Annotated in this window: 17 protein-coding genes and 2 pseudogenes; 14 read left to right on the forward strand and 5 right to left on the reverse strand. The window is 43.8% G+C overall.

The features are described from left to right. Positions 1-137: 137 nt before the first annotated feature. From ACBR23_RS12345 to ACBR23_RS12360, 4 genes and pseudogenes are all read right to left on the reverse strand, one after another. Entirely contained in the window at positions 138-1,484 is a 1,347-nt protein-coding gene (locus tag ACBR23_RS12345) for a DUF3086 domain-containing protein (RefSeq protein WP_371119242.1), read from the reverse strand. A gap of 81 nt (positions 1,485-1,565) precedes the next feature. Beyond that, positions 1,566-2,144: pseudogene (locus ACBR23_RS12350) on the reverse strand (HNH endonuclease); the annotation flags it as partial. A gap of 4 nt (positions 2,145-2,148) precedes the next feature. Continuing rightward, complete coding sequence (locus ACBR23_RS12355) at positions 2,149-2,541, reverse strand: DUF3119 family protein (protein WP_340523503.1); 393 nt, start codon at positions 2,539-2,541, stop codon at positions 2,149-2,151. 867 nt (positions 2,542-3,408) lie between these two features. Continuing rightward, complete coding sequence (locus tag ACBR23_RS12360; RefSeq protein WP_371119241.1) at positions 3,409-4,206, reverse strand: hypothetical protein; 798 nt, start codon at positions 4,204-4,206, stop codon at positions 3,409-3,411. Positions 4,207-4,251: 45 nt separating this feature from the next. On the opposite strand from ACBR23_RS12360, the gene ACBR23_RS12365 reads away from it, so the two are divergent. Continuing rightward, the gene (locus ACBR23_RS12365; protein ID WP_371119240.1) at positions 4,252-4,449 is read left to right on the forward strand and encodes a hypothetical protein; all 198 of its coding nucleotides are present in this window, start codon (positions 4,252-4,254) and stop codon (positions 4,447-4,449) included. Positions 4,450-4,791: 342 nt separating this feature from the next. Here the strand turns inward: ACBR23_RS12365 and ACBR23_RS12370 are convergent, their stop codons facing one another. Then, the gene (locus ACBR23_RS12370) at positions 4,792-5,586 is read right to left on the reverse strand and encodes an MlaE family lipid ABC transporter permease subunit (protein WP_340523501.1); all 795 of its coding nucleotides are present in this window, start codon (positions 5,584-5,586) and stop codon (positions 4,792-4,794) included. Between the two features lie 188 nt (positions 5,587-5,774). On the opposite strand from ACBR23_RS12370, the gene ACBR23_RS12375 reads away from it, so the two are divergent. From ACBR23_RS12375 to ACBR23_RS12435, 13 genes and pseudogenes are all read left to right on the forward strand, one after another. Then, positions 5,775-6,068: a hypothetical protein gene (locus ACBR23_RS12375; protein WP_341739718.1), complete on the forward strand. Its 294-nt coding sequence runs from the start codon at positions 5,775-5,777 to the stop codon at positions 6,066-6,068. Positions 6,069-6,265: 197 nt separating this feature from the next. Continuing rightward, a complete protein-coding gene (locus ACBR23_RS12380; RefSeq protein WP_341733854.1) occupies positions 6,266-6,712 on the forward strand; it encodes an Hsp20/alpha crystallin family protein in 447 nt (148 codons plus the stop codon). Positions 6,713-6,939: 227 nt separating this feature from the next. Further along, complete coding sequence (locus ACBR23_RS12385) at positions 6,940-7,341, forward strand: fasciclin domain-containing protein (protein WP_340523495.1); 402 nt, start codon at positions 6,940-6,942, stop codon at positions 7,339-7,341. A gap of 361 nt (positions 7,342-7,702) precedes the next feature. Further along, positions 7,703-12,859: a PAS domain S-box protein gene (locus ACBR23_RS12390; RefSeq protein ID WP_371119239.1), complete on the forward strand. Its 5,157-nt coding sequence runs from the start codon at positions 7,703-7,705 to the stop codon at positions 12,857-12,859. 326 nt (positions 12,860-13,185) lie between these two features. Next, positions 13,186-13,413 (forward strand): hypothetical protein, encoded by a 228-nt coding sequence (locus ACBR23_RS12395; RefSeq protein WP_341739590.1) that lies wholly within the window; start codon positions 13,186-13,188, stop codon positions 13,411-13,413. A 5-nt stretch (positions 13,414-13,418) separates the two neighbouring features. Continuing rightward, positions 13,419-13,628: a hypothetical protein gene (locus tag ACBR23_RS12400; protein ID WP_371115381.1), complete on the forward strand. Its 210-nt coding sequence runs from the start codon at positions 13,419-13,421 to the stop codon at positions 13,626-13,628. 94 nt (positions 13,629-13,722) lie between these two features. After that, the gene (locus ACBR23_RS12405; RefSeq protein ID WP_341739591.1) at positions 13,723-14,826 is read left to right on the forward strand and encodes an amino acid ABC transporter substrate-binding protein; all 1,104 of its coding nucleotides are present in this window, start codon (positions 13,723-13,725) and stop codon (positions 14,824-14,826) included. Between the two features lie 348 nt (positions 14,827-15,174). After that, complete coding sequence (locus tag ACBR23_RS12410) at positions 15,175-16,335, forward strand: amino acid ABC transporter permease (RefSeq protein WP_371115379.1); 1,161 nt, start codon at positions 15,175-15,177, stop codon at positions 16,333-16,335. A 49-nt stretch (positions 16,336-16,384) separates the two neighbouring features. Beyond that, the gene (locus ACBR23_RS12415; protein ID WP_340523483.1) at positions 16,385-16,984 is read left to right on the forward strand and encodes a hypothetical protein; all 600 of its coding nucleotides are present in this window, start codon (positions 16,385-16,387) and stop codon (positions 16,982-16,984) included. A gap of 21 nt (positions 16,985-17,005) precedes the next feature. Continuing rightward, complete coding sequence (locus ACBR23_RS12420; RefSeq protein ID WP_341739593.1) at positions 17,006-18,328, forward strand: amino acid ABC transporter permease; 1,323 nt, start codon at positions 17,006-17,008, stop codon at positions 18,326-18,328. A 62-nt stretch (positions 18,329-18,390) separates the two neighbouring features. Further along, positions 18,391-19,143 carry an amino acid ABC transporter ATP-binding protein gene (locus ACBR23_RS12425; RefSeq protein WP_341739594.1) on the forward strand — a complete coding sequence of 251 codons (753 nt, stop codon included), beginning with the start codon at positions 18,391-18,393 and terminating at the stop codon, positions 19,141-19,143. 140 nt (positions 19,144-19,283) lie between these two features. Then, positions 19,284-21,317, forward strand: a complete 2,034-nt coding sequence (uvrC, locus tag ACBR23_RS12430) for an excinuclease ABC subunit UvrC (RefSeq protein ID WP_371115378.1) — start codon at positions 19,284-19,286, stop codon at positions 21,315-21,317. A gap of 112 nt (positions 21,318-21,429) precedes the next feature. After that, positions 21,430-23,063, forward strand: a pseudogene (locus tag ACBR23_RS12435) (hypothetical protein); the annotation flags it as partial.

The following is a 23,063-nucleotide window of genomic DNA, read 5'->3' on the forward strand; positions in this document are numbered from 1 at the left end:
AAGAAGGAAGAAGAACCAATTCTGGTGAATTCACCCCTGAATTGATTCAGTCCGCGGAGGCGAACTTTGTTTGTATAGCCGCGAATTCTATTCGCCCGGAATTGCGAGAATTGGTGGTGTCAAAACCGGGCTTTATCTCAAAAATCCTTAGCAGCTATCAAACTTTGCGGATCGGGAGCAAAAGCTAGCCACAGCGGAAATTGCAGCATTGACAAACTAATTAAATCCTCAGTTTCATCAATCACAATTAACGGTAATTTGCCATCTTTCACCAAGCGATCGGCTTTTTGAGCCAAAGCCTCCGCAGACTCGAACATAATAATCCCACGTTCCGGGCCAAAATCGCTGCGAGTAATCCCCAAACAATCTTGCAAACCCCGGCGCCATTCTCCCAAACGTTCTGGACTGTTGGCCAGTACCAAAGTCCGCACCCGACTACCATAGACGCTGGTGAGCACAGAAATAATTGTCGAAGTAATCAGGATATTTTGCAAGCGCGAACCCATGGTCCGCAAAGCACCCCTTCCTCCTTGGGTAAAAAACCAGTTAGAAACTCGTTCGGCGTGGATGGGTTCAAAGGTGCGGCGGAGTTGCCAAGGCGGGCCATAATAGTCCGGGAGAGTGCGATATTGATCGAGAGTGCGACGAATTTGCTTGGCTTGTTCTTGAAATCCCTGTTCGGAAAATCTGGGATTGATAGGCGCTGAGGAGGAAGATTCTTCCACCGTAAATTGCTGTGTTCTTTCCGGCACCGGCGGTGTCAAATCTAAGAGTTCGGCGGTGGCGGCTAAATCCTGCAAACTACCTACTAGATAGTCTTTGAAACCCTGGACTCGAATTGCTAAATCTTGGGAAACGCCTGCGAAAGTGGTTCGCATTTCTTTTTGAATGCGATCGCGCCGACGTTCGAGTTTTTCTACTTCTATTTGTAACGTTTGTTTACGCTGCTCTAATTGAATCAAGCCATCTTGCACTAAACGCCCGATCGATGCTTGAGCCTCACCCAATGCTTCTTTGGCTTGGACTTTTTCGGATTGGAGAGTAGCAATTTTCTCGGTCAAATCTTGTGCTTGTTGTTGCAATGCTTGGACTCGCTCTGCCAAGTTTGCGGTAACATTTTCTGGGATATCTGTGACCCTTTCTCCCACAAGGGTTGGGGTAGAGTCTTTCTGCGACTCGATTTGAGCGATGGGGGACTCCTCCTGGCCCTGGTATAACTCGGTAGGAGGCGCAATTGGGGCGAGGGCACTTGCTGCGTCAACGAATTGGGCGATTTCGGAATCTGTCGCGCTTAACTGGATGTCTGTTTCTGGCCCAATTTGGCCGAGGGGTTCTGGTTTCTCCATCTCAAGGCTTGGTAAATCCTCTGTGGGCGATGGGAGTTGGTTCAAATCCTGATGCACGGGCAAATTAGACTCGCTCTCAACGGTTGGCGCGATTGGTTGTGCTGGTGTTTCTGGGGTTGGAGATTCGTCTGAATTCATAAAAAAGTCCGGTAAGTGGGAAACTCAGTGGCTTCAGCCCTGAGAGGGAAACGAGACGAGGGAATTCAGTCCCCGTCATTCTTAAAATGCGTAACTGTAACCATCTTTTTTGTGGACGATTTTACAATATTTATAGCTAATCCCTTGCACCAATTCTGATGCCGAGATATTGAATGAGCCCGTCGTCCTAACTGCAACCCGACCAACATATTCACCTATTTTTTTACCACTGGTGACGACTGCTTTTGCAATGTCACCAGTCTGAAAACCTCTAACAAACTTGTTTCTCGGAACGTACCGAGATGGAAAGCCAAATTTGTCTGTGCGACACATTTGACGAGTTCCGTGTCCTGTCGCCTTGATTAGCAATGGCTTACTTGTTAGTACAAACAATGATTCAATTTGACCGACACAAGCAGCATCAAGCCAATGAGTTTTAGGTAGTTGTAGTCGAGTACGATTGAACTTGGTCAGTCCACCTGAACCAGTCAAAACGGGCAACAGCGTTTCTTTCAGTCGAGAGAACAACGCCCATCGAGTTGAATTTACAGCAGCAGCATCCTTGAGTGGACGTTTTGCTTGTGCAAAAATGTGCTTCAAGATGTCAGGTTTTTTGACTAAGAATTGCTTAACATCTTGAGTACCTTTCTTCTGATTGCACTTTTCACTCTTGACGGGGACAACGCTGTTCTAAGCAAGTCTGTAGCATTTTACGATCGAACAGAACCGGCAGAAAGTGAATACTGTTAATTTCTTTGAAGTAAAACAAAATTGGCACTGCGGGCCAAAATATCCGCCAATTTTGCCATTCTCGGTAAGGAAACTGGCGAATTAAGTTTTGCGATCGATAAATGTCCAAATTGGTTGGGGTGAATTGCAGACGGATGGTAGCGGCTTGATACATCAAAAACAAGCCGAACAGCGAAAGTGGCAAACTCACCCACTTCTGCACGAACAGCAGCGGTACGGCGGCAAGCACGAGGACTAGGGGAATCGCATAACTCGGTTCAAGTTCGATCGTATTTGTCGGTGTGCTAGAAGAGGCAGTTGTATTCACGGGCTTAAGCCAAACGAATTTTGTCAATAATTTATATTTTACCGTTTCCCAGCTTAAAGGCCATTGGTGTCAACTTAACGTCAAAAGTAGTATCAGTATACCGTCTGCTAATGAGCAACTCGATCCCCCCTAGCCCCCCTTAACAAGGGGGGGACAGGAAGCACTCAAAGTCCCCCTTCTTAAGCTATGCTTTATAAACATCTTTCTTGACAATTGTGAAAACCTTATATAACAAGGTTTTCAAGGATTCTCTCTCCACAAGCATGGACAATTTAACAATCGTGTTTATTGAGAACAGCTTGAGTTTGTTGAGAACGGGCGATCGAGGAATGGGGGTTTGATAGCCTCCCTTGCGATCGATTCCAAATGTTAAAAAAGATCTTTATAAGGGATAGCTTATTAAGGGGGGAGTAAGATGTTAATTTTAGGTATCGTTTGGCAATCAGATTGGGGGTTAAGTACGATCGCACTTCTCTCCGCAAAAAAGCGATCACATACAGCAGGCGTTTTACCATCGCCTATTCCCGACAAAAAAGCGAGCAAATTGCCATAGTGTAAGCGGATATAAATAACCTCAAAACCTTATCTAGTAAAGCTTTGAGGATAAATTTAAGTTAACTTAGCATACTACAAAATCTGAAAGCGATCGCCCATAAGAGTAACTAGCAACTTGGATTAATAGTTAAGGTGCGTTATGTTCCTACAAGACAATCGCTACGAGAAGGGGGTTTGAGCTATGAGATATTCAGAACGACTTCGTAAACATCGCCCTCTTTAGGATTGGCAACGAGGTAAGTCAAACCATTACCAGTCAGCGCTGGGTTGATGATAAATTCACCTAGATTATCGTCTTATTCCTCTTTGATATTACCTAGTTGACGTGAAGATGTCATCAAAATAGTTTGCAGAGTCTGCAATATGTGTTTTTTGGAATCTCTCAATGAAATCCCTTACCTGTTTTCTAAAACTGGGAAAGTTTTTCCAGTTTTCGACCATAAATCCTGCTGTCATTATCTCAAGCTCAAATTTAAACTTGAACTTTGTAACCGATCTACAACTACTAGTCACTACATAATTTTCTCGCGTAAATCGAGTGAAATAGCTTTTAAACTTTGGCACATATATCCACCGTTTATCTGGTGCTTGGAAAATCTCATGTACGATGGAGACGGATGCGTATTGATAACCATCTCCGTCTTGCCCTGCTTCTAAGCGTATGCTCTCGCCTTGCATCTCCAAAAAGTTAGCAAAGCCTAATAATGCAGGACCCTGACTTACGGTTGCCGCCAGCAAAAGATTGATGAACTCAGTCGCGATATTTCTGCCTACGATTTCTTTGGTATACGTTTGCCTTTCTATAGATAGCGGCCCGCAAAATGCTTTTGCCATTTGATTCATTGGCTCTTGCCAAATTTTTGGGTCGTGTTTCTTTTTATCGTCAGTTCCCGCTCTCTTCAAGACGCTACCAGTGACTACATTAGTTAAGCCCTCCATGACTGGCGCAATTTCATTATATAAGTCATTGACTTCTTTTGGAGGCTCGTTGCTTGTTGCCACAATATAGCTTATTAATCCACTTGAGTCTTGTATAGTAGGATCGAAGTCTCCTGTTTCATCAAGGCCAAGGCTAAGAAAGTACGAAGATGCTTCTTCAATCAAGGACATAAATTTTTCTCCAGTTGCTCGTGAACTTTGAAACAAATTGCTAGCATGACTGTCTTAACATTTGGAATCGATCGCAAGGGAGGCTATCAAACCCCCATTCCTCGATCGCCCGTTCTCAACAAACTCAAGCTGTTCTCAATAAACACGATTGTTAAATTGTCCATGCTTGTGGAGAGAGAATCCTTGAAAACCTTGTTATATAAGGTTTTCACAATTGTTAAGAAAGATGTTTATAAAGCATAGCTTCTTAAGGGGGACTTTGACAAGACTCCTGTCCCCCCCTTCTTAAGCTATCCCTTATAAGGATCTTTCTTAACATTTGGAATCGATCGCAAGGGAGGCTATCAAACCCCCATTCCTCGATCGCCCGTTCTCAACAAACTCAAGCTGTTCTCAATAAACACGATTGTTAAATTGTCCATGCTTGTGGAGAGATAATCCTTGAAAACCTTGTTATATAAGGTTTTCACAATTGTTAAGAAAGATGTTTATAAAGCATCGCTTCTTAAGGGGGATTTAGGGGGATCGAAACTTGAGTGCAAGCTACATTTATTATGGGTTTCTATCTTAAATTGACACCAATGGTCACAGGCCTTTGAGTACGCTGCTACCAGTCCCCTGAAACATCACCCAAGTCATCAAAAAATTACAGATAAAAATAGCCAGCAAAGCTGTCACCACGGCAGTTGTAGTCGATTGGCCGACACCCTTGGCCCCTCCTGTGGTGGTTAAACCCCAGCTTGTACCGATCACAGCAATCAAAGCACCGAAGACAAAAGCTTTAATTGTGGCGCTGCAAATATCCCACAGTGTCAGAAAAGTGCGGACTGATTCTAGAAAGACGGTTTGAGAGACTCCGTACATCGTCGTCGCAATCAGCAGTCCCCCAGCAATACCAGTGACGAGGGACAAGATGGTTAAAATTGGTAGCATCAAGCAGCAAGCGATGACGCGGGGAATTACGAGATAGTCGATCGGGTCTGTTCTGAGCATCAGCAGGGCGTCTATCTGCTCTGTTACCTGCATTGTGCCGATTTCCGCCGCAAAAGCCGAACCGACTCGTCCGGTGACAATCACGGCGGTTAAAACCGGGCCTAGTTCGCGAGTCAAAGACAGGGCCAAGACTCCGCCGACGACATTACCGGCACCGAGGTTGATAAACTCTCTGGCTACCTGGACTGTAAATACCATGCCGACAAAACCCGCAGTCAGCAAAGCAATCAACAGGGATTCTGGGCCAACTGCTGCCATTTGGTCGAGGGTGTTGCGACGGTTAATTTTGCGGGTGAGTAAGTGCAGCATTACTTGGCCTCCCAATAAAATTGCTGCTAGTAACCGCCGACTCCATAAAGTGAGACTCGAAGATGTAGTAGGGCTCACGGGGATTGCGACTGTATAACTACTGGAAAAAATGAAATCTATCTACAAATCTTAAACAAGTTTCTTCTCTAACATTTAAGATTTTTGACGGAATTAGCCGCGAATGGCGATCGCTACCTATCTTGGAACAAGGCAGGTCTTGTTGACTTGTACACCTTTCGGCAGTTTAGCTGAATTTAGTGACTCCTATGAGCATTTTTCCTAATTTTCTTCGATCGGTACTGCTGACGAGCCTTTTGAGCTTTTTCGCCCCTTTATTGTTAATCGGCGTGGGATTGACTAGCTTTTTACTGATTGGTCTGGTGCCTGCTCTCCAAGGGGTTGGTCGTTCTGGGGAAGACCTGATTTTACAGTTTTTGGCTACTTTCGGCAGTGGTTGTCCCCTCCAGGGGTTTTTGGTGATTGGCACTACTTTTGGTTTAGTGGGTGCTTTGTTTAATACCTACGCTTCTTTTGGACACTCCCGGTGGACAAGACAGTGAGTTACCAAGATAGCGAGTAAAAGACCCGAATCAAGAGCTATCGATTGAAGCTGGCTCGATCGCCCATGTTCGGAAATGCGATCGCCCCAATTCCAGAAAACCGCATCCCCTAGTTTCGGGATGTTGAATATATTAAATACAGGTTGAATCTAGTTTTCCTCAACCTCTAGAAACTTAAGAGATTGGAGTTATCAACTATGACACTTATTCGTTGGGAACCTTTGCGGGAAATGGACTCCTTACAGCGAGAAATGAATCGGTTGTTTGATAGTTTGACACCAGCAGTCGATCGCTCTTCTAACGGTGTGGCTTTTGTCCCGCCTGCCGAAATTCACGACACTCCCGAAGCCATCCATCTCAAGTTAGAAATTCCGGGTATGGAAGCTGAAGATTTGGACGTGCAAGTCACAGCAGAAGCGGTTGCTATCAGCGGCGAACGGCGATCGGAAACTCAGACAACAGAAAAAGGCATGACTCGCTCTGAATTCCGTTACGGCTCTTTCCGCCGGGTAATTCCCCTACCTACCCGCATTCAAAATGAAAGCGTAGAAGCTGAGTATAAAAATGGGGTTTTGACCCTGAATTTGCCAAAAGCCGAAGCGGAAAAGAACCGCGTAGTGAAAGTGCAAATCGGTGGCAAATAATTGTTTACCACTTTAGTTAGTTAATTAGTAGGGGGCGCACTGCGCCCCTTATTAGTTTGGGGCATTGGCAATGGGAAATTGGGTAATTTAATTTCAGCTACTCACAAGAAGGGATAATATTTATTAATTTCCCAATTAGCAATTTTTTCACAAATAAAGTAGGTATTGTTTGCCACATCAGTTTACGATACTTAGTGGAGAAATTTTATGAAATGAGGTAAAACTGAATGCCTGATATTGTTGATATTGCTGTAGGTGCTGGTTCGTTCCAAACCCTGGTAACAGCAGTCCAAGTGGCTAATTTGGTAGACGCCCTCAAAAGTCCGGGCCCTTTCACTGTGTTTGCACCCAATGACGACGCCTTTGCCAAGTTGCCGCCCGGAACTATCACCACTTTAGTACAGAATGTTCCCCAACTGAGCCGGATTCTGATGTTTCACGTTGTCTCTGGCAAGTTTATGAAGGCTGATTTGGCAAAACTCGGTTCTGTCACTTCCCTGGAAGGTTCGCCGATTAAAATTGATTGCTCAGACGGTTTTGAGGTAAAAAATGCTACTGTTGTCGCTGCCGATATCGAAGCTGATAACGGTGTGATCCATGTCATAGATACCGTAATTTTAATGGGATAGTTTCGTCCTCACGCCCAGCCACCGGAGTGAAGCAGGTGTTTTGTGCTGTTGCTTCGCTCCCGCTAGAGTGGGACGATCGGCATATGTTGAAGCAAGAAGCAAGAAGGCTCCCTTCCTCTTCCCTAGGGGTCAACTGGCTGAGGATAAAAATAAGTTAGAAGGAAAATGCCAGAACATCAATGCTTTGAGCACTGCAAAACCTCCTAACTGCCTTGGGGTTTGCTATACTGTTTTTTTTAAAGGTAGAATGCAGGATAAGTATCAAAAATTTGTATTGTTGTCAAATATATTTAACCATTTTTGTTGAAAAAAATTTGATAATCAATCAACATAACATCAGCAAATCAGTGTAATCAGCACTATGCAAATCCTAGCCGCCAGCCTCAAAGCAAAAGTCCGCCAGCGTACCTTGGAAGTGCAAGTTTTTAAGGAACTGACTGCTAAAGTGCAATTAGCTTTCGGTGCTGAGGAAATTTGGTCTGCTGGTATCGAATATCTAGGGCGCTTGATTCCCACAGAAGCGATCGCTATTTTGACCCATTCGGACGATCGCATCTACTGTCAAAACTCAGCGCCGTTAACTGAAGCAACAACATCGGAAATTGAGTCTCGCTTGCGGGAGGCTCGCACTCAATGGCTGGGAGGAAATCGGGATTGGGCGCACAATCTGGAACACCCCCCAATTGTTGAGTTGCAATCTGTGTTGATGGCTCCGGTGATGCTCGATGAAAGCACAGAATTTTTGGGAGTGTTGTTCATCGGTGCAGTGGGGGCGAAGGTTTTTGATTTCGATCGCCTGTGCTTGCTCCATACGACTGCTCACATCTGTTCCCAAGCATGGGTAAATTTATCTAAACAGCAAAATTTAGAGGTATCAGCGAGTAAGAATTTTCCGCTAGATTTGTCCTCACAAAATCAACAACTATTGCTGCGAAGTTTGATTGACGCTACCCCGGACAGAGTTTTTGCCAAAGATCGAAATTTTAGATACATTTTAGTCAATCAAAGCTTTGCTGAATACTTAGGGAAAACCGTTCCCGAAATTATTGGCAAAGATGATATCGAATTAGGATTTTCGGAAACAGTAGTATTTGGCGATCGCGATGGCGGAATTAGAGGCTGGCGCGAAGACGATCGAGCCGCACTCGCCGGAGAAACAATTCACAATCCTGACACCCCCATCGCCTTTACTAACGGCAAACAGCACATCTTTGATACCCAAAAACTGCCTGTCTATGATGCTGCGGGAAATGTATTCGCAGTTTTGGGTTTTTCTCGCCAGATTACAGAATCCTCCACAGCAGATCGAGCTAGACATGAAAGCCAAGCCCAATTACAAAAAATTACGGCTAATATACCCGGTACGTTGTATCAAGTTGATTTGCATCCCGATGGCTCCCTGGCTTTCTCTTTTTTGAGTGCAGGTTGCCGAGATTTGTATGAAATTGAACCTATTGCTGCTCAGCAAGATATTCAGATAATTGTTGACTTAATTCATCCTGAAGATCGAGATGAATTTGTCAATTCAGTGATCCTGGCTGCTGAAAATTTGCAGCCTTGGCGCTGGGAAGGCAGAATTGTCACCCCCTCTGGAAAACTTAAATGGATTCGAGGGGATGCACATCCTGAAGTCCAAGAGTCTGGGGCTATGCTTTATTACGGTTTGTTTCTCGATGTTAGCGGACGAAAACAAGCTGAATTGAAGCTGCAACTATATCAAGAAATATTTTTAAAATCCAATGATGCGATCGCGATTATCGACCCCCAAGGATATTATTGGGAAAGAAATCTAGCTCACAAGGTTTTGCTGGGCTACAGCGAATCAGCATTGGGACGAGAAACGCCGGCAGTCCACTTAGGAGAAGACACCTTTGCATCGATTTTGGAAAGCTTAGCTTTCACCGGAAGCTATCGAGGTGAAATTACCTGTTGTAAGACTGTGGAAGCGGGAACTGTGGAGGTGGAACTTTCGGCTTTTTCTGTGGTAAATGAGAGTAACAATGTAGTTTGTTACGTGACTGTCAACAGAGATATCACTGAACGCAAGCGGGATGAGGAAAGACTCAAACTTTACCGACAAATATTTTTAAACTCCAACGATGCGATCGTGATTATTGATGCTGATGGGTTTTTTATCGAACAAAATTGCGCTCACCAATCTCTCCTAGAATATACCGATGACGAATTAGAAACAGAAACGCCTCGACAGATTACCGGGGAGCGATTTGGGGAAATTGCCAAAAGTTTAAGTCAAAATGGAACTTTTAGGGGTGAAACTACCAATTTCACTAAAAATGGGAGAAATTTAGCGCTCGATGTAGCTGCATATTCTGTGATTAATGATGGCGGCGATGTCATTTGTCATGTTTGTGTCAAACGCGACATTACTGAACGGAAAAGAGCAGAAGAAGAACGCCAAAAATTTGTTTCGCTCATTGAAAACAGCAGCGATTTTATCGCCATGGCTACCCTGGAAGGGCAAACATTGTTTGTCAACGAAGCTGGACGGCGACTGGTGGGTTTGGAAAATATTTCTCAAGCTCTCTATACAGAGATTTGGGATTATATCGGTGCTGGTTTTCAACAGAAGTTTATTCAAGAGATTTTGCCAAAAATTCGCACTCAGGGACAGTGGCAAGGAGAAGGTATACTGCAACATTTACACAGCGGTAAACGGTTTGATGCTTTGATGAACGTTTTTCTGGTGAAACACCCGAAGAACAGAGAACCACTGTGTTTTGCTACGGTAATTCGCGATGTCACTGAACGAAAAAAAGCCGAAAGAATGCTCCGGCAACAAGCAGAACAGGAACGGTTGGTGTCGGCGGTGGCTCAGCGGGTTCGCCAGTCTCTTAACCTCACTCAAACTCTTAACACTGCTGTCCAAGAAATTCGACAATTACTAGCAACTGACCGCACTGTAATTTACCGTTTTGAATCAAATAAAACCGGAGTGGTGGTGGTTGAATCCGTCGGCAATGATTGGATGCCCATGCTGGGCATAAAGCTTCTAGAGAATTGTTTTGGTGAGAGTTACAAAGCGATGTATATGGCGGGGAAAATTCAAGCTATTGAAGATATTTATACTGCTCAATTGAGTGAAACTCATCGGGCTTTTCTGGCTACTTTGCAAGTAAGGGCTAATTTAGTAGTCCCGATTTTTATCGCTGATGAAAAGCAAGACTTGAACACACAAGTCTTTTCTAAAAATCCCCAGACTGGCTTGCAGGAAGGGATTTTAGAAACGAGTCAAAATCGATTGTGGGGATTGCTGGTTGCTCACCAGTGCAGCGATTGTCGCGCTTGGACTGCTTCTGAGGTGGATTTGTTGGGTAGATTGAGCGTACAGTTGGCGATCGCCATTCAGCAATCTACTCTGTTTGAACAAGCCCAACAAGCACGGGAAGCTGCACTGGAAGCGTCTCGGATGAAGTCGCTATTTTTAGCCAATATGAGTCACGAAATTCGGACTCCCATGAATGGGGTGATGGGAATGACCGATCTCCTATTGAAAACTAATCTGACTCCCGAACAACTTGACTTTATGCAGACATTGAAAGTTAGTGGTCAAAATCTGCTCTCAATCATTAATGATATTCTTGACCTCTCGAAACTAGAAGCAGGAGAAATGCGATTGGAAACTCTAGGATTTAATGTCAGTATCTGTCTGGAGGAAGTCTTGGAGTTGTTGGCAACTCCTGCACAACAAAAAGGTATAGAATTGGTAGCTTTGATTGACAGAGATGTACCGCTACAAATTAAAGGTGATGCGGTACGTCTGCGTCAAATTCTTACTAATTTGGTAAATAATGCTATTAAATTTAGCGAAGGAGGAGAAGTCATGATTGAGGTTTCTCTTTCCAGTCAAAAAGGTTTATTGACGACCAGGATTCCCCAAAAAAGCCAGGAAATACAACCGTTAATCTTGGGGATAGAAAGACAACAATATTTGATATTTAAAGTTAAAGATAGTGGAATCGGAATTAATCCAGAAGACCTAAACAAGCTATTTCAATCGTTTACTCAAGTTGATGCTTCTACTACTAGAAAATATGGAGGTACTGGTTTGGGACTGGCAATTTCCAAGCAGTTGGTTGAGTTGAGTGGCGGTGAAATTGGTGTGGAAAGTACCCCCGGTGCTGGTTCGACTTTTTGGTTTAGTTTGCCGGCTATTAAGGAGATGGTAACTAATACCGCGACGGCTTCGGAAGTGAATTTGCAAAAAATGCTGGCGGGTAAAAAAATCTTGGTGGCTAGCGATAAGTCGCCTGTGCGAGAAATGCTGCGGAGAATGACTGTTGTTTGGGGAATGGAAGTTCAGGAAGCTGATAGTGGCTGGATGGCGATCGCCTCTTTGTACAAAGCTATCAGCCAAAATATCCCCATTGATATTGCTTTGGTTGATATTCAGTTGCCGGAAATGCTCACAGGAAGCCTGGAACGCTTAATTATTTCTGAGTCAGCAATGCAGCAAACTAAGTGGGTAGTTTTGACTTCTGTGGTTCAGATAGAAGAGGCAAAACGCTTATTGAATACCGGTTTTAGTGGTTACTTAATTAAACCTGTCAAAACTCATCGGGTGTTGGAATGTTTGGTAAAGGCGATCGCTCCTGATGCGGTAGTGAAGGAAGAGGAGGCCAATTCGACTGTCACAGGTACTGTCGATGGAGAATTAGTTGCTAACCAACAGGAGTTAGCTAACTTGAAGATTTTGTTGGTGGAAGATACTCCTATTAATCAAAAAGTTTGTCTGAATCAACTGAGAGTTTTGGGAGGTGCTGCGGATGTGGCTAATAACGGCGAAGAGGCTTTATCTATGGTGGCGCTCCAGAAGTATGATATTGTGTTAATGGATTGCCAAATGCCAGTTTTAGACGGTTATGAAGCTACGGCTCGATTGCGTGGCCTGGAAGCCGCAGCCATTGGCTCTGGTGAGATGCAGCCACACCAACAGACAGTGGTGATTGCGATGACTGCCAATGCTTTGAAGGGCGATCGAGAAAAGTGTCTGGCCGCTGGCATGGATGATTATATCAGCAAGCCAATTTCGATGGAAAAGTTAAAAGCTGTACTAGAAAAATGGTCTGCTCAGTTAAGAATTAAGTATCAAATATCTAATATTGACAATTCACCGACTTATGCTGAGGAGCTAAAAACAGATATCAAACTCGATCTAGAATCTTTAGTAGATGTCGAACATTTGCACGAAATTACTGGGGCTGATTTAGAGTTTGAACGGGAGATATTAGAAGCTTTTGTGGTTGATACTAGCAATTATTTAGAATCTGCTAAACAAGCCCTCGCCGCGGGAAATGCCGAAGCCCTAGGGCGCTATGCTCACCAAATTAAGGGTGTCAGCGCTACGGCTGCGGTGCGGTTAATGCCTGAGATTGCTGCCCAACTTCAACATCGCGCCGAATCACAGCCAGAGGATGTCGAAGGCGCTGCTTCCCTGATTGCTGAATTAGAGGTGATTCTGGCTGGTTTTCAAAAGCTCAGTGCTGTCAATGGATTTTAGATCTTAAATCTTAGCATCTATCGGGTCAGCCACTATGAGCTGCCACTACAAGAGAATGAAACAGCCCTGCCTCACGCGGGAGTTTATGTAAATTTTTTTAAAGTTTAATCAATATTTTTATTTATATGTCAAGAGATTTGACAGTCTTATAACGTCTTGTATGTTGTAGCCCTGGACACTACTCTTTTGAGTTATTGTGGTGAAATATAAAATAATCATTAAGTCGATCGCTCTTAAGGTGCTTTTCGTCTATCGGCTCCAAACACGAAGACCAACTTCTCGTTATGCCCGCCCATCTAAGGGGTATTCACCCTCAAGGAGATTTTATGACTCCAGTCATGTTACGTCAACTCTGGTCAGTAATTGAAACCAGCCAAGCCACTCTGTTGGTAACTTTGGATGATGCCACCTTGGTACAGTGGTTACTCAAACAGTTGAAGATGAACTCTGCGCTTAATGGTAAAGAAGCAGATGTGTTAGATGAGTACATCCAGTCTCGGCTTTCTCTCATCCGCGATTTAGCAGAGCAGCGACTAGCCCCTGAGCTATTGTGATTCTCTTGAATCGGGATCGTATAAATATTACCGGGAAAGGGGGCGATCGCTCCTCAAGCCAAAAAAATCACCAGCGGGTTGTCCCTGGGCTAGCGCTGTGCAATTCCGGGCGCAAACAGCCGATTCTGAAGGGAGAATTTTCAGTGATAGCAAATCCCGGTGATGCACCCCCTTTTTGGTCGATCGCTAATCGCCGTCTCCACCTCGATAAATAGAGGTTATGAAGGCAAATTTAGTCTCAGGTGCGATCGACAACAGTTATCGTCAGCGACAAGGTAGGATTGTCAGGAAAGCGTTCTACTAAAACCTATGCGTAAATGGAAATTTCTGTTGTGGGCAACTATGTTAATGGTGTTACCATTGACAGCTTGTAGGGATCGATCGCTACAAACAGGACAAACACCACAAACCGGACAAGCAGCACAAACAACTGCTACCGAAGGCAAATCGCAACAAGGGCCAAGTCGGATAGATACGATTCTGAGTCGTGGAAAACTAATTTGTGGAGTCAGTGGCCAACTACCGGGTTTTAGCTTTGTAGATGAAAAGGGTAAATATTCAGGATTAGATGTAGATGTATGCAGGGCGATCGCGGCCGCAATATTTGACGATCCTGAGAAAGTAGAATACCGCAATCTCAACGCCAAAGAAAGATTTACAGTTTTGCAAGCGGGGGAAATAGACATTCTCAGTCGCAACACTACCTACACAGTCAGTCGCGACAGCACCACCGGGCTCGAATTTGCCCCTGTCATCTTTTATGACTCTCAAAGCATCATGGTCAAAAAAGACAGCGGTATTAAGAGTTTAAAAGATTTTGCAGGTAAATCCATCTGCGTCCAAACAGGTACAAGTACCGAACAAAACTTATCCGACCAAATGCGAAAATTGGGAGTTAAATACACTCCAGTCGTTTTTGAAGATGTGAATGCTACCTTTGCTACCTATCAAGAAGGCCGCTGTCAGGGAGTCACAGCCGATCGATCGCAACTTGTATCCAAACGCACCACTCTACCCAATTCCGAAAACAACGTGATTTTGCCAGAAGTGATGTCAAAAGAACCTTTAGCCCCAGCCGTAAAAAGCGGCGATCCTAAATGGTCAGATGCGGTAAGGTGGATCATTTTTGCAGCGATAGAAGCGGAAGATTTGGGAATTAATTCCACAAATGTAGACCAAATTGTAGCCAGCAGTACAGACCCCAACGTCAAACGTTTGCTAGGAAAAGAAGGAGATTTGGGTAAAGGTTTAGGACTCCCGAACGACTACGCCGCTCGCATTGTGAAAAAAGTCGGAAATTATGGCGAAATGTACGATCGCAATATCGGGCCCAAAAGTACACTCAAACTAGACCGGGGTCAAAACAAACTCTGGAAAGATGGAGGTTTGATGTACTCGCCACCGTTCCGTTAATTTTTGTCAGTTATTGGTTATTGGTTATTTGCGGTGCCCTGAGCGTAGTCGAAGGGTTATTGGTTAGTTGTTATTGGTTATTAGTCAGCAGTAATTAGTGATTAGTTATTGGTAAAATCACTAACAACTAACAACGAATAATCAATAACCCTTAGACTGCGTGAGCGACGCAGCCAATAACAAATAACCCCTAATATCAAATCCTGTCTTCATCTGAATAATTCATCTCTCTATTCTCTTCCTCTGTGTCCTCTGTGTTCTCTGCGGTTAAATCATTCCGATGCAACGGTCAACAATATAACCCATAAAAAACAACAAATAACAAACAACAAACAACAAATAACTAATATGATTAAACTGCTCAGAGACGATCGGTTTTGGAAAATTGCTGGACAGGCGATCGCCCTAATTTTAGTAATAATTTTAGGCGCAATTTTATGGGACAATCTCAGCGCCAATTACTCACAACTAGGCATCGCTTTCGGATTTGACTTTCTCAATTCCCAAGCATCCTTTGATATTGGTGAAAAAGTAATTGCCTACAATCCAGAAAATAATTATAAACAAGCTTATTTGGTCGGCTTAGTTAACTCATTGCGAGTGATGGTAATTGGTATAGTTCTAGCAACCATTGCAGGTTTGACTGTAGGAATCTCGCGGCTTTCTGAAAACTGGTTGCTGCGAAGTTTAGCAGGATTATATGTAGAAATTATCCGCAATACACCGTTGTTGCTGCAATTGTTTTTTTGGTATTTTGCAGTGTTCATTTCGCTACCAAAGCTGGAAGAAAATCAGCAGATGAGTGGCCCGGTATACTTGACAAATCGCGGTATTGCACTGCCTTGGCTGGCGACTTTGCCTGGTTTTGAAATTTGGTTGATTTTGCTAACTATCGGAGTTTTGGGGGCGGCTCTTCTGTGGCAGTGGCGCGCCCGCGTTATGATAGAACAAGCGCAGCCAGGAAGACAGTTGCTTTGGGCATTAGGTGCGATCGCTTTGAGTGCAATCTCAGCTTTGATTATTACCAAAAATCTGCCTTTTCGCTTAGATGTTCCCCGCCTCACGCCAGAATTGCAACTGGAAGGAGGATTGAAATTAACTCCAGAATTTGCAGCCCTAGTGACAGGACTCAGCTTGTATACTGGCAGTTACATTGCCGAAATTGTCCGCGCCGGAATTCAATCAGTCCCAAGAGGGCAGATGGAAGCAGCGAAGTCTTTGGGATTGAAATCTGGAACCATGATGCGGTTGATAATTTTGCCTCAAGCTTTGCGGGTAATTATTCCGCCGTTAACCAGCCAGTATTTGAATTTAGCTAAGAATTCTAGTTTAGCAGTGGCGATCGCCTATCCCGACGTTTACTTTGTGGTGGCTTCCCCAACCCTGAATCAAACCGGAAGGGCGATCGAAGCCATGTTAATTATCATGGTAACATATCTCACTATTAGCTTAATCATTTCTCTGTTCATGAATTGGTACAATCAAACTGTACAACTAAAGGAAAGATAAAGTTTAATAAGGGTTGAGCTTTTTAATCGCTCGTACAAGGAGAAACCGAATGGCATACAGTGATTTTAGTTTAGCAAAAGTATCTAAAACTTTTGATTTTAAAGTTTTAGATAAAATTAATATGTTTTCTGATATAGCCGAGTTAGAAAGTAGTAGCTTTTTAGAAGAAACACTTCTATATACCGTGCCGTTAGCTATTAGCAGTAACACAGAAAAAGCTCGCTCGGAAATGATAATTGCACCGATTTTGATCGAGTTGAGAAAACAATTTAATTCTGAGATTAGCTTTTTTTCGGGAATTGACTTTACAATTGATGCCGAACAAGGATTAAATGGAAATTGCGATTTTCTAATTAGTCGTTCTCCCGAATTATTAATTCTTACCGCACCAGTAATTATTATTGTGGAAGCTAAAAAAGAAAATATTAATGGCGGTTTGGGACAGTGCGTAGCAGAAATGTTGGCAGCTAGAATATTTAACGAACGTGAAGGCAACCAGATTTCGACAATTTATGGTGCTGTTACTAGCGGCACTAACTGGAGATTTTTAAAACTAAAAGAACAAGTGATTGAAATTGACTTGAAAGAATATTTTTTGAACGACATAAAAAAAATATTAGGAATTTTAGCAAGTGCAATTAGAAGTTAACTAAATAACAACTAACAACCTATGGAAACAATACCTATACTTCCGCCCCCAGCCACTGAATCGCCCACCCCTTGGAATTGGGCTCGTAAAAATTTATTTAGTACCTGGTACAACAGCATTTTGACAGTGATTTGTCTAATTGTTAGTTTCCAAGTCATTACCGGAATTATCGTTTGGGCAACTACAAAAGCTCAATGGCGGGTATTAGAAGCTAATTTGCCTCTATTTTTTGTGGGCAGATTTCCCAGCGAATCCTATTGGCGGCTGTGGATAGTAACCGGAATAATTACCTTGCTAGCAGGCTTAACTTGGGGAAACATTCAGCGCCAAGAAAGGCTGTGGAATCCGCCATTATTGATTTTACTCGGTGCTGGGGTTGTCGGTGCGGTAATTTCGCCGATCGACCTTACCTCCCGCCTCTACTTGCTAGGAGATATTATCATAGCCGCTGCCAGCTATTTTGTGGGTAGACAAATGAACCCCAACCCCCCCTCGCCCCCACCGACCATTTTCCGTCATTTCAGGCATTGGGGCAACCACGGGGGGATTGCCCCTACAAAGAATGAAACAGCCCTGCCCTCGCCCCCCCTTAGCAAGGGGGGGTTGGGGGGGGTTAACTGGATTCCCGCAGCTTGGGCTGTTTCATTCCCAGTAATTTTGTGGTTAATTAAAGGCGGTTTAGGCTTGACAGAAGTCTCGACAAATGATTGGGGCGGTTTAGTATTGACGCTGTTTTTAGCAGTAATTAGTATAGTGCTTTCTTTTCCTTTGGGAGTATTGCTAGCCCTAGGCAGACAAAGCTCTTTACCAGTTGTAAAACTTTTATCCACATTATACATTGAAATTATTCGGGGTTTGCCGTTAATTGGCATTTTGTTTTTAGGTCAAGTCATGCTGCAACTATTCTTGCCGCCAGAATATCCCAAATTAGATAGAGTCATTAGAGCCATTGCTGGATTAACATTATTTAGTGCAGCATACTTAGCTGAAAACGTCCGTGGCGGTTTGCAGGCAGTACCCAGAGGACAAATAGAAGCAGCAAGGGCGATCGGGCTCAATACACCTTTACTCACACTCTTAATTGTACTCCCTCAAGCATTGCGAACCGTCATTCCGGCGATCGGCGGACAATTCATCGGATTATTCATGGACACCTCCCTACTTTCCCTATTCGGAATGTTAGAATTAATCGGTATATCCCGCGCAGTTTTAGCAAATCCATCCTATATTGGCAGGTACGCCGAAGTTTACATATTCATAGGCATTATCTATTGGGTATTTTGTTACTCAATGTCTCTAGCCAGCCGCAAAATAGAGCGAAGTTTGGGAGTAGGTCAGCGGTAAATATTTATCTGCGTTCATCCGCGTGTATCAGCTAGCATCAGCGGTTAAAAAATAAAAAAATTATGGAAACTCAGCAAACAAGCCCAGAACCAGTAATCATTGCAGAAAGCGTCCACAAATGGTACGGACAATTTCACGTACTGCGCGGTGTCAGCATGAACGTCAACCGAGGCGAAGTCGTCGTCGTCATGGGTCCATCCGGTTCGGGAAAATCCACATTTATTCGCACCTTTAACGCCTTAGAAGAATACCAACAAGGTAAAATTACGATCGACGGTATCGAACTTTCCCACGATTTACGCAACATCGAAACAATTCGCCGGGAAGTAGGAATGGTATTTCAGCAATTCAACCTGTTTCCCCATCTATCAGTATTGCAAAACGTCATGCTAGCCCCCGTCTGGGTGCGCCGCTGGCCGAAGAAAAAAGCTGAAGAAATAGCCATGCAACTGTTAGAAAGAGTCGGGATTTTGTCGCAAGCACAAAAATATCCGGGACAACTTTCTGGGGGACAACAGCAGCGGGTAGCGATTGCCCGTTCTTTGGCGATGCAGCCTAAAATCATGCTGTTTGACGAACCGACATCAGCATTAGATCCAGAAATGGTGCGGGAAGTTTTAGATGTGATGCGAAATTTAGCTAAAACAGGAATTACAATGGTAGTGGTGACTCACGAAGTCGGGTTTGCCCGTGAAGTTGCCGATCGCATTGTGTTAATGGATGGCGGAGTTTTAGTCGAAGAAGCAGACCCAGAAGAGTTTTTTCAGAATCCCAAAGAAGAACGTACCCGGAAGTTTTTATCTCAGATATTATAAATTGGGAATTGGGCATCGGGCATTAGGAATAGGACATTGATGTCAAATTAACATACAAACAATATTCCGTCATGGGTTGAAACCCCTACCTCAAAGTTAAATTCCTATTAAGATAACCAATAACCAATAACTAATAACTAATGATTTCAAAAACTCTGCCGCTAGTTAAAGATGCAGAACGCTTGGAAAGCCGCCTCAAAGAAATTCCTGCCGTACCTGGTGTATATTTAATGCGAGATGAGAGCGATCGCATCCTTTACATCGGCAAATCAAAAAAACTCAGAAACCGCGTCCGTTCCTATTTTCGCGAAAGCCAAAATCTCAGTCCCCGCATCGCCATGATGGTGCAACAAGTCCGCGAAATAGAATTCATCGCCACCGATACAGAAGCCGAAGCTTTAGCATTAGAAGCAAACCTTGTCAAGCAGCACCAACCTTACTTTAATGTCCTCCTCAAAGATGATAAAAAATATCCCTATTTGTGCATAACTTGGTCGGAAGAATACCCGCGCATTTTCATCACCCGCAAACGCCGCGCAGGTAATGCCAAAGACCGCTACTACGGCCCCTACGTCGATACAGGCGCGCTACGGAGTACGCTGCATTTAATCAAGCGGATTTTCCCCCTGCGACAGCGCCCTCAACCCCTCTTTAAAGACCGTCCTTGTTTAAACTACGATATCGGCCGTTGCGTAGGCGTGTGTCAAGGGTTAGTGTCTGCCGAAGATTATCGCAAAATCATCCAAAAAGTAGCGATGATTTTTCAGGGAAGGACTCAGGAATTAGTGGATATCCTGGAACCGCAAATGGAACAAGCAGCCACAGATTTAAACTTTGAAATGGCGGCGCGAATTCGAGACCAAATTAAAGGTTTGCAGTCTTTGAGTGCAGGTCAAAAAGTATCTTTACCTGATGATACTGTTTCCAGAGATGCGATCGCCCTGGCTGCGGACACCCAGCACGCTTGCATTCAACTATTCCAAATTCGTGCCGGTCAATTAGTCGGAAGATTGGGATTTATGGCAGAGATTCCGCCCCAACCCGCCCTTGCAAAGGAAGGGCAAGAGTTGTTTCAATCTTCTCTTTCCTCCCCCCCTTACCAACAGGGAGAACCAGGCGGGGTAGAAGCTGGAGCGATTTTGCAGCGGGTATTGGAGGAACATTATCAAAATGTTGAATCTGTAGAAATTCCCAGCGAAATTTCAGTGCAATATGACTTACCAGAAGGGGAAATTCTAGCAGATTGGTTGAGCAACCGCAAGGGGCGAAAAGTGACGATTTTGACACCCCAGCGGCAAACCAAGGCAGAGTTAATTGAGATGGTAGAACGCAATGCTGAGTATGAATTGGCAAGAATGCAAAGATTGAGCGATCGCAATTCTCAAGCCATGCAAGATTTAGCAGAAATTCTCGATTTGCCCGAAATTCCCCACCGCATTGAAGGTTATGATATTTCTCACATTCAAGGTTCTGATGCGGTAGCTTCCCGCGTCGTATTTATTGACGGTTTACCAGCCAATCAACACTACCGCCACTACAAAATTAAGAATCCTGAAATAAAATCAGGTCATTCGGACGATTTTGCTAGTTTAGCAGAAGTTCTTGGTCGCCGCTTTCGAGGGAAGAAGCAATCCCCTCCCAAGGGAAGGATGGAAGAAGAACCCACCTCTACCTCGCCCAAGGGAGGATGGAAGAAGGAAGAAATAAGCAGTTTATCTACACTTGATAATGAGATTGTTGACAAACCAGACTTAATAATGATAGACGGAGGGAAAGGTCAACTTTCAGCAGTAGTAGCAGTTTTGCGAGAGATGAATTTGCTAGAAGAGTTGCGTGTTGTGAGTTTAGCAAAGCAGCGAGAAGAGATATTTCTGCCTGGGGAATCTTTGCCCCTGCCCACTGATGCCGAACAGCCTGGGGTACAATTATTACGTCGGGTGCGGGATGAAGCCCACAGATTTGCAGTCAGTTTTCACAGAGAACAAAGAAGTGGGAGAATGAAGCGATCGCGACTTGATGAAATTTCCGGTTTGGGACACCACCGACAAAAACAATTATTAGCGCATTTTCGGTCGATCGACTATCTGCGCTTAGCTACACCCGAACAATTGACGGAAGTACCTGGAATTGGCCCGCGTCTAGCACAACAAATTTACGATTATTTTCACCCCTAAATTTTCCCAACAACCATAAAATTCCCTTAGAGTCCCGACTTATTGAAGAAGTTGGGGTTTTTGATATTCTATTTTCACCAATCCGATCCGGATTTAACTGCAACTCAAACGTATGGGGCAAAAAGGAACCGATCACCAACAAATAGCTTTAAATTCCTGCGTCTTACCCATGAATTCTCAAACTTCTACCAAAACCTTTAATCAGCAAAAGCGATCCGATCCGCCAATGCTGTGGATAGTTGCGATTTTAGGGTCTGTTTTTTTACATGGACTGGTTTTCTGGATCTTACGCCTGAGCATAATTCGCTCTCAGATTGTACCAGAAAGTCGATCGGCTGCTGTCAATTTAATTGAAATTACCCCATCTCAAAAATCTCCTGAACCCAAGCCAGCCAATATAAATAAAGTACGAACTTCGCCGCCAGTTTCAAAACAAATAGTTGCAAAAAAGTCCATACTTGTGGCTAATGATGTACCTAAAAAAATCACCAAATCCACACCCACTGCTTTAAAATCGGCAAATATTTCCAAAAATCAGGACAAAATCACCAGAACTCCACCAGCCAAACGCAATAATTTAAAAATTAGAAAAACTCCCAAACCCTTAAAGAAAATCCCATCGTTTACTGCTGTGAGAATATTAAAAAATAAGCAGGTAAAACAGCCAGTACCTAGGCATTATTCCGTTAAAATACCCTTAAATAAATCACAAATTGTGCTCAAGCCTGTGGTGGCTTCAAAGTCTCAATCTAAATCAATTGCTGTTGTGGTTAAACCGGAAATTAAATCCCCATCCCAACCCAAATCAATTGTTGCTGTGGCTAAAACTACAATGAAGCCCCAGTCACAACCCCAATCAATTGTTGCTGTGGCTAAAACTAGAAAGAAAGCCCAGTCACAAACCCAATCAAGCGTTGCTGTGGCTAAACCGGGAATTAAAGTTCAGTCAAAACCTCCATCAATTGTTCCAGTGCCTAAGATTGCCATTAAATTTAATTCAAAACCTCCATCAATTGTGGGGGTAAATTCACCTAAGATTGAAGTTTATTCAAGCAATAAATCCAGATTTTACCCTAAAAATAATCAGAGAATTACTCAAGTTTTCAAAATTAAAAGAAATGCCAAAAATATTAAAATTATACCTCCATCATCTCAATTAGCAATTGCTCCAAAACCAATTGACAAGCAGACAAAAAAAACATCCATAGTTGCTAAAAAGCCTGTAACTCCACAGCATCCCCAACCTCAATCAATCACTGTTCAACAACCTCTAATTGAAACCCAGCCCCAACCTCAATCAATAGTTGCTCAAAATCCTGTAACTCAACAGCAGCCCCAACCCCAATCAATCACCGATCCTAAAAGTGTACAGGATCAAATACCAACATCAATAGTCGATCGCGCTCCTGTTGTTCAGGAGCGATCGACACCACCCGAATCCATAGTTTCTCAAGAGCCTATTGCTATTGTTCAGCCACGGCAAATAGCCGCACCACCAATTTCTCCCGAATCTAATTCACAACCCATTGAGAAACCACCAATTTCTCCGGCCTCGATTCGGGAACCATTACCATATCCCAGACCGATCGCCTCTCCAGCCCCGATTCAGCAACCATTACCATATCCCAGACCGATCGCCTCTTCGAGCCCGATTCAGCAACCATTACCATATCCCAGACCGATCGCCTCTCCAGCCCCGATTCAGCAACCATTACCATATCCCAGACCGATCGCCTCTCCAGCCCC

It is taken from the genome of Microcoleus sp. (genome assembly GCF_041354475.1).
Lineage (GTDB): Bacteria > Cyanobacteriota > Cyanobacteriia > Cyanobacteriales > Microcoleaceae > Microcoleus.